The organism is Candidatus Vagococcus giribetii, assembly GCF_017316185.1.
Classification (GTDB): domain Bacteria; phylum Bacillota; class Bacilli; order Lactobacillales; family Vagococcaceae; genus Vagococcus; species Vagococcus giribetii.
The window spans coordinates 81366-90190 of sequence record NZ_JAFLVX010000026.1 but is presented as its reverse complement, the minus strand read 5'-3'; the positions used below and the strand labels follow the sequence as shown (position 1 = coordinate 90190).

Below are 8825 nucleotides of genomic sequence, written 5' to 3'. Positions count from 1 at the left end.
TACTTTGTCTACAGTCTGAACTTCCCAAAGAATAATCTTTGGGAAGTTTTTTAATAGCCTAAATCATAATCGTTAATACCCTCTGGTTGGTATTGATACCTCATTGACATCACTAATCCAACACCTATCATATTACCCATTAATGCTGAACCACCCTGACTAATAAAAGGAAGTGGAATACCTGTTAAAGGTAATAAACCAATATTAGCACCAATGTTTTCAAAGACGTGGAATAAAATCATCATAATTACACCTGTTGCAATGTATGATAAAAATTCATTATTTGTATCAAAACACACACGAATCATGCGATAAATCAAAATGAAATATAAGAAGATGACAAACGTACTACCAATAAAACCAAAGTTTTCAGCAATCACTGAGAAAATCATATCGGATTCTCTAACAGGTACGTACACATCAGAAACATTAAATCCTTTACCTGACATACCGCCTGTTCCGATTGCTTTTAACGCTTGGGCTTGTTGATAAGAATTTCCTGTTGCATCATGAAAGGGATCTAACCACGAGTCAATCCTTGCAAACTGGTAACTCTCAACCCCTATCTTCCCTAGTAGTTCACGACCAAAATCTGTTGTAACTAAATAAAGAATTAAGGCTCCAAGAAATACAAAACTGACTGTTACAGGAACAATAATTTTCCATGATATACCTGACATGATGAACACACCGCCAAGTATAGCAATAAATACTAACATCGTTCCAAAATCATTTTGTAGTTTCAGTAACACACCTACAGGTAACGTTACGAGAATCATTTTTAAAATAAGTTGACCATCTGTTTTTAAAGTTCGATGCTTGTGTTTTATATTATGACCTGTAACCACATAGGCCAGTATCAAGATATAAGCTATTTTCATTAACTCTGCTGGTTGGAAGGTTAAACTACCAAATCTAAACCAGTTTTTAGACCCTGTTCTAGCTGCTAAAGTTGGGTCATAAAAGAAGAGCAATGCTGTCATCACTCCAAGTCCTAGGACATAACCAACTGGGGTTAGTTTCCATAGTACTTTTGGTTTAAACTGCATGACAACAAAAATTGCCACACCTCCAAGAACATACCATAAGCCTTGTTGAATCATTTGTGGAGCTATTGCCTTGACCCCAGCATCTTTATCAAGAGCTACGTACAAAGACATCATGCCAATAACTGACAATAAAAAGACAGGAAGTAAAATACCATAGTCAATTTGTTTAATTTGCCGCTTTTTAATTCTTTCCATGTTTCCTCTCTTTTCTATAGTTGATTACATAAAATATAACTTACATTATACTATTTTTTCAACTAAACACCACTATCATTTAGTTTCTTCATCAAAAATATCTGACATATCACTCATGATTAAGGTGTCATCAGACATCATGTCATTTACTAAGCGATGTTTTAAATCAGACAATTCTAATTCTTTTTCTTTAAGTTCTCTTTGTAAGGCTAAGACCTCTTCTGATTCATTTTCTTCTAATTGGTCTCTTTGATTAAACAGACGTTGATTTAACTCCTTAATCTGACGTTTCTTTTGCCAAACACTGCTAGACATAGCAATAAAAACAATTAAAGCGCCAATTAACAATGCCCCAATTAACACGACTGCTAAAGGCAAAGAAACTTTTGTAATTAAAAAGTTTAATTCGATCGGTTGAGCATTAATCACTGAAAAAAGAACCACAACAAAAGAAAGAATTAATATCAAAAATAATTTTGTTGTATGTTTCATATTAGACAACTCCTATTTTTTATTAAATAAAGTTCCTGCTAAATAATCTCCCAAATGAGGGAATAACTGATAGCACTTACTACCAAATTCCATTATAACAGGTGCATTGATTTCTCGTTTATTAGTGCCAATTGCTTTGACAACACAGCTAGCTAATTTTTGAGGATCTAGTGCTAATCCACCTAAGGAATTCAAGTAATCACCACTTGGATCTGCTAAATCAAAAAATGGTGTTTTAATCGGTCCTGGATTAACAGTTGTTACAGCAATACCTAGTGGCTTAAGTTCTAATCTTAAACTATTAGAAAAACCTAATACGGCAAATTTAGTAGCCGCATAAATACTTGATTTTGGTGTAGCCATTTTACCTGCTTGAGAAGCAATATTAATAATATGACCCGTGCCTGTTTCAGCCATCTTGAGAGCTATCTTTTTAGTTAAGTAAATTAACCCTAACACATTAACTGAAAACATCTTTTCAGTGTCTTTAAAATCAGTTTCTAAGAAAGGCTCAAACAAACCAAACCCAGCACAGTTAATCAGACAATCAATCGTTTCTTCGCTCTGATATAAATTCTCTAAAGTCTGTTCAACTGTCTCATAGTCACTAACATCTAATACATAGTACAACCCTTTTTGACCAGATATGCCTTCACATCTCTCAAGAATTTTTTTCAATTCTTCTTCTCTTCTAGCACATAAAATGACGCGGGCACCATTTTTAGATGCCTCATAAGCAATCTGTTCACCTAAACCACTTGAAGCTCCTGTAATCAAAACCGTTCGATTACTTAAACGCTGTGACTCTTTAATCATGGTTCTCATCTTCCTCCTGATTTCGTTTTAAAGGAATGTCAATGCTATCAAAATCTTTTACGATTTTAGTATTTGGAAAGACTGATTTAGCTTCATTTTCAAGCTCATACACAGCGCGACCCAAGTACCTTGCACTAATATGAGTTAACAATAATTGTTTCGCATTGGCTTCCTTAGCTACTTTAGCTGCTTGTGTTGACGTACTATGATAATAATTTTTGGCCATCTTACCTTCATCTGCACTAAATGTACTTTCGTGGACAATCACATCAGCATTTTTTCCTAGTTTAATACTATTAGGATGGTATCTAGTGTCACCTAAAATAGTTACAATGCGCCCATCTCTTGATTCACCAATAAAGTCTTTACCATCTATCACTCGTCCATCATTTAATTCCACTGTCTCACCATTTTTAATTCGTTTATAGACTGGTCCTGCTGGAATATTCATCTCTTTTAACTTGTCTACTTGAAGCTCCCCTTGAAAATCTGGCTCTTCAATACGATAGCCGAAACATTTAATCCGATGATCTAATTCTTCACAGTACACTTTAAAGCCCTTGTCTTCAAACAACAAACCAGTTTCTTCAATTTCAATAATGTTTAGCTGAAATTTCAAATGAGAATCTGAGACACGAAGACTTGTTTGAATAAAACTCTTAATCCCTTTTGGTCCGTAAACTTCTAAAGACGTTTCGCCTCCTTGAAAGGAGCGGCTACTAATCAAGCCAGGTAAGCCAAAAATGTGGTCCCCGTGAAGATGGGTAATAAATATTTTTCCGATTTTTCTTGGCTTAGTCGTTGTTTCTAAAATTTGTTGTTGTGTGCCTTCTCCACAATCAAATAACCATATTTCATTTCGTTCATCTAATAATTTTAGTGCGATACTTGTCACATTTCTCTGCTTTGAAGGGACTCCTGCCCCTGTTCCTAAAAATTGAAGTTCCATATTGTGCCTACTTTTCTTTTTATTTTCAGTTGATTAAGCGAATTTTTTTACAAAAATTCTTTTTGGAATAACCTTTGATATTCTTTCCTATTGTATCAAGGTTTACACGAATATTAAAACAAAAAACAAAAAAAGTTGAGATTTTTATCATCTCAACTTTTTTCTTTATTTCATTAGACCTTCATGGATTTTATCTAAGTTCCATTCCATCATTGATAAGTAAGTATCTCCCGTCTCACCTTTTTTAGCTAATGAATCTGTAAAGATTGTTTCATATATAGGTAATTTGGTTTCTCTTGAAACTGACTCCATACTTCTTGGATCCACACTTTGCTCCACAAAAAGAGAAGAGATGTCTGTTTCTTTAATTCTCGAAATAATGCGTTTCATTTGTTCTGGTGTTCCTTGATCATGGGTATTGATTTCCCAAATATAAGCAGCCTCTAGGCCATATGCTTTTGAGAAGTATTTAAAGGCTCCTTCACTCGTTACAAGTAATTTTTTCTTTTCAGGCACATCATTAAATTTATCAATACTCTCTTGATGTAATTTATCTAGTTTAGCTACATACTCTTTTGCATTTTGATCATAAAAATCTTTGTTTTCAGGATCTTTTTCTCCTAATACTTTAGCAATATTCTCAACATAAATCATCCCGTTTGCTAAGGATAGCCAAGCATGAGGGTCTTGTTGGCTTTCTTGACCTTCACCTGTTAGATACATTGGTTCGACACCTTCACTAACAACAAAGTAATCTTTACCTTCTTTTTTCTTTGATGTCTCCATCAATTTAATAAACCAACCATCTCCGCCTGTTTCTAAATTCAATCCATTAAAGAAAATCACATCGGCATTAGTTGCCTTTGAAATATCCTCAGGTAATGGTTCATGCTCATGAGGATCTTTTCCTCTTGGCACAATACTATGAATAGACACTTTATCTTTCCCAACTTCTTCAACCATATTTTCTAAAATTGAATTAGTTGTTACAACTTGTAACCGATCATCCTTCTTTTCTGTTGCTTCTTTTTTATTGTTAGACCCACAAGCTGTTAACGCAATCATCCCGAATGCCGCTAATAATGTTATAGCGATTTTTTTAGTTTTCTTCAACGATCAATACCTCTTTTCTTTTAAATACAATGCCTTGTTTTGGTGAAAAAATGAAGGCAATAATGAAAAATAATGCTGATGTTAACACAATAGTTGCCCCTGATGCTAAGTTATAAGAATAACTGAAGAACAATCCAACCACTGCACTAATAGCACCGATTGTACTAGCAATAACAATCATAACGGATAGCTTATCTGTTAAAAGATAAGCTGTTGCTGCTGGCGTCACTAGCATAGCGATTACTAAAACAGTCCCCACTGTTTGTAATGATGACACTGCTACTAGTGTTAAAAAGAACATTAAAGCATAATGAATCACTTGTACTTTAAGACCATATGCTTGAGCCATGACTGGGTCAAAAGAACTCACTAATAATTCTTTATAAAATAAAGCCACAAACAAGATGACTGCAACAGCTACCCCAATAGTCGTATACAAATCACTTGGTCGAACAGCTAAAACATTACCAAAAAGAATATGATTCAAATCTGTCGAACTTTCTGCAAAGGAAATCAAGATAATTCCTAATGCAAAAAACGAACTGAAGACAATCCCAATGGATGTATCACTTTTTATTTTACTTTTTTGAGTCACAAAACCTATCAAACCAGCTGCAACCATACCGAAAATGGAAGCACCAATCATAAAGTTCATACCCATCATGTAACTCACAGCCACTCCAGGTAAGACTGCATGAGAGATAGCGTCTCCCATAAGTGACATTCCTCTTAGAATAATAAAACTACCAATAATGCCTGATACGATTCCCACAATCACAGAGGTGAACAAGGCATTTTGTAAAAATTGATACTCAATTAACCCATCAATAAAGTTCGCTATCATTAGTCATTCACCCCTTTAATAATAATCTCGCCCATTGACTCACCATATGCTGCTTGAATGGTTTCTGTTGTAAAGGTTTGATTAACACTACCTTGAGCAATTAACTTTTTATTTAAAACAATTAAGTTGTCAAAGTACTCTCTTGTTTTATGTAAGTCGTGATGGACGATTACAATAGTTTTTCCTGCGTCTCTCAACTCTTTTAGCAAATCAACAATAAGCTTTTCACTAACCATATCAATCCCTACAAATGGTTCATCAAGAAAAATAATATCTGCCTCTTGAGCTAATGCTCTTGCTATAAACACACGTTGTAATTGTCCTCCAGATAAATTACCAATCTGTCTTTTAGCAAACTCCTCCATTTTAACTTGTTTAAGAGACTCGATTACTTTTTCTTTTTGTGCTTTTTTGGGTCTTCTAAACAATCCAAGATTTGGAAACGTGCCAAGTAACACAGTTTCATCTACTTTAATTGGAAATGTTAAGTCAATTGCGCTTCGTTGTTCCACATAGGCGATTCTTTTTCTTATCGTATCCAAAGATTGCCCTCCAACACTTACTTTTCCATTCTCAGTTTTGATTAAGCCAATAACTGCTTTTAGAAAAGTTGATTTTCCAGCGCCGTTTGGTCCAATAATCCCAGTAATTTTACCCGGTTCAATTGAAACACTGACATGCTCAATCGCTTTTTTATGTTGATAAGCGACTGTTATGTCTTCCACTTCAATCACTTGTTTGGTTAAATCTTCACGTATTTCTTCTGATGTTGTTGCCACATTCATCATGGGTACCAACCTCCTATTTTGGTTCTTTTAATTTTTTTTTTAGGTTTACCTAAAACTTATCTAAAATCAGTATAGCAAATGAGAATGGTTATCACAAGTAAAAACACAAAAAAAGTTATCAGAAAAATTTCTGATAACTTTTTTACTTAGTTCTTTTAAGTTTTTAGTCAACAAATTCAAAGACAAATTCTTTAATTCTAACTAAATCTCCATCTTTTGCTCCCATTGAACGTAATGTCTCATCAACACCCATTCCTCTTAACTGACGAGCAAATTTCATCACGCTTTCTTCACGTTCGAAGTTAGTCATGATAAATAGTTTCTCTAATTTTGCACCATATAATACCCATGTGGCATCATCATCACGAGTCACTTTAAAGTCAGGTTCATCTTCAATAAATTGATATTGAACGATTTCTTCAACTTCCTCATCTTGATACATTGGGAACTCAGGTGTCACATCTACTAAATCGGCAGTTGCTTTTAATAGAGGTTCAATCCCCATTCTTGAAACACCAGAAATTGGAAAAATAGGAATACCATCACTGTACTCATCTTCTTTTAATGCCTCAATTTTTTTTCTAAACTCTGCTAGATTTTCTTCAGCATCTGGCATATCCATTTTATTGGCAACGATAATTTGTGGTCTTTCTAGTAATCTCATGTTATGAGATTCTAATTCCTTATTGATTAAAACATAATCTTCATAAGGATCTCTTCCTTCCATACCACTCATATCAATCACATGTAAAATAACTCGAGTTCTTTCAATATGACGTAAGAATTGAGTTCCTAACCCAACGCCTTCTGATGCGCCTTCGATTAATCCAGGTAAATCAGCCATAACAAAACTACGACCATCTCCTGTTGCTACCATTCCTAAATTAGGAACTAAAGTCGTGAAATGATAAGCACCGATTTTCGGTCTTGCTTTTGAAACAATTGATAGTAAGGTTGATTTTCCAACTGAAGGGAAGCCAACTAAACCAACATCTGCTAATACTTTCAATTCAAGTTCGATTTCTCTTTCTTGACCTGGCTCTCCATTTTCTGCTACTTCAGGAGCTGGATTTCTTGGAGTTGCAAAACGAACGTTACCACGTCCTCCACGTCCTCCACGTGCCACTTCTAATTCTTGACCATGCGTCAATAAGTCTCCTAATAACGCACCTGTTTCTTTGTCTCTAACTGTTGTTCCTGCTGGGACTTTTACAATCATATCATCAGAACCACGGCCATGCATACTTTTACTCATGCCGTTTTCTCCTGGTGTTGCTTTAAAATGACGGTTAAATCTGAAATCCATTAAGGTACGTAATCCTTCATCTACTTTAAGAATCACACTACCTCCACGGCCTCCGTCTCCACCTGCTGGACCACCATCTGGAACGTACTTTTCACGTCTAAAAGCGACCATTCCGTCTCCGCCTTTTCCGGCTTTTACATTAATTGTTACCTGATCTAAAAACATGGACATTTTTTGTCCTCCTCATTCTCTAAAAATCTCTTCATTATTGTATCTGTTAGCCAGCTATTTGTCCAACTTCTATCCCTTTTTTAATGAAACATTAGCTTTTAACTAAGCAAAACAGTTGCGTTATTAGCTAACATGGTTTGTTCTTGAACAATTATTTGATTCAGTGACACTGATAATGTGGTTAAATGTGCTTTATTTAGGGCACGTGATTTACTTTCAACATACAAACTAATCGCCAAAGCTTCTTTATAATCTGTTTCAAATAGCAACTTCACATTTTGGTTAATCTCTTCAATAAAAGTAAACAACTCAGTTAAGTCAATCGCTTGTGTTTCCTTATCCAGATAGGTTAATGAAATCAACGGGACAAGATGAACATTTTTAATTTTGATTTTGTTGGCTTCAAAATGAGTTATAACATATTTCAACGAAGTAATAAAAGCCTCATCCATTTCCCCAAGCATTAACGTGGTTAAAGTTGCAGCTACTAAACAACTATTGCGATTTTTCAAACCAATTTCTTGAAATGACTCAAAATAATAATCAATTAACTGACATAACTCGTCTTCTGTTAAATGAGCTAGTTGCTCTGCTTGAGCAAGAGAAATAATGGAACTGTAATCATTTGTACTCGTAATAATCGGATGATTTAACTTAATCCCTTGATAAATACTCTGCCCACGTCTTGCAATCTCTTCTCGTTTCTTACTATCTGATAAATACAATTGGTAGGCTGCAAAATAAGTTGAATTAGATGACTTGAAGCCACAGTCTTTTAGTATCTTTTTATTAAAGTATAACTCCTCAATACCTTCAACTGAATTTTTGCCAGACGCAATCATCAGTCCTGTTAGTGTGTGCCGTGTTACTTTTGTTAAACTCGTGAAGACACCTGATTTACGACCTAACGCTATGTCTAGCCAATCAAAGTCCGCAACAGGTAGTTTTATTCCTTGCCCTGTAAAGATTCGTGCTAATAAATATTTCACTCGTTTATCAAGCCACTTGGCATTTGATTCGCCTAATAAACGATAATTTGTTTCTAAAAGAGTTACCACCTCTTGATAGTCCATTCCACTGCTTCCCTTCATACTTCCTCAAA

Annotated in this window: 9 protein-coding genes; all 9 read right to left on the bottom strand. The window is 34.8% G+C overall.

Features of this window, described 5'->3' with window-relative positions; all coding sequences use genetic code 11:
• Positions 1-50: 50 nt before the first annotated feature.
• A complete protein-coding gene (locus tag DOK76_RS10595; protein WP_206967573.1) occupies positions 51-1244 on the bottom strand; it encodes an FtsW/RodA/SpoVE family cell cycle protein in 1194 nt (397 codons plus the stop codon).
• Positions 1245-1319: 75 nt separating this feature from the next.
• On the bottom strand, positions 1320-1736 hold the full coding sequence (locus DOK76_RS10590; protein WP_206967572.1) for a LapA family protein: 417 nt from the start codon (positions 1734-1736) through the stop codon (positions 1320-1322).
• Between the two features lie 12 nt (positions 1737-1748).
• A complete protein-coding gene (locus DOK76_RS10585; RefSeq protein ID WP_206967570.1) occupies positions 1749-2552 on the bottom strand; it encodes an SDR family NAD(P)-dependent oxidoreductase in 804 nt (267 codons plus the stop codon).
• Positions 2545-3501 (bottom strand): ribonuclease Z, encoded by a 957-nt coding sequence (gene rnz, locus DOK76_RS10580; RefSeq protein WP_206967568.1) that lies wholly within the window; start codon positions 3499-3501, stop codon positions 2545-2547. The genes DOK76_RS10585 and rnz overlap by 8 nt, the downstream gene beginning before the upstream one ends.
• 165 nt (positions 3502-3666) lie before the next feature.
• Entirely contained in the window at positions 3667-4614 is a 948-nt protein-coding gene (efaA, locus tag DOK76_RS10575; RefSeq protein ID WP_370590130.1) for an Mn/Fe ABC transporter substrate-binding lipoprotein EfaA, read from the bottom strand.
• On the bottom strand, positions 4601-5458 hold the full coding sequence (locus DOK76_RS10570; protein WP_206967565.1) for a metal ABC transporter permease: 858 nt from the start codon (positions 5456-5458) through the stop codon (positions 4601-4603). The genes efaA and DOK76_RS10570 overlap by 14 nt, the downstream gene beginning before the upstream one ends.
• A complete protein-coding gene (locus DOK76_RS10565; protein WP_206967586.1) occupies positions 5458-6243 on the bottom strand; it encodes a metal ABC transporter ATP-binding protein in 786 nt (261 codons plus the stop codon). The genes DOK76_RS10570 and DOK76_RS10565 overlap by 1 nt, the downstream gene beginning before the upstream one ends.
• Positions 6244-6409: 166 nt before the next feature.
• Complete coding sequence (obgE, locus tag DOK76_RS10560) at positions 6410-7723, bottom strand: GTPase ObgE (protein WP_304941632.1); 1314 nt, start codon at positions 7721-7723, stop codon at positions 6410-6412.
• Between the two features lie 98 nt (positions 7724-7821).
• Positions 7822-8796 (bottom strand): DUF4003 family protein, encoded by a 975-nt coding sequence (locus DOK76_RS10555; protein WP_206967563.1) that lies wholly within the window; start codon positions 8794-8796, stop codon positions 7822-7824.
• Positions 8797-8825: the final 29 nt, after the last annotated feature.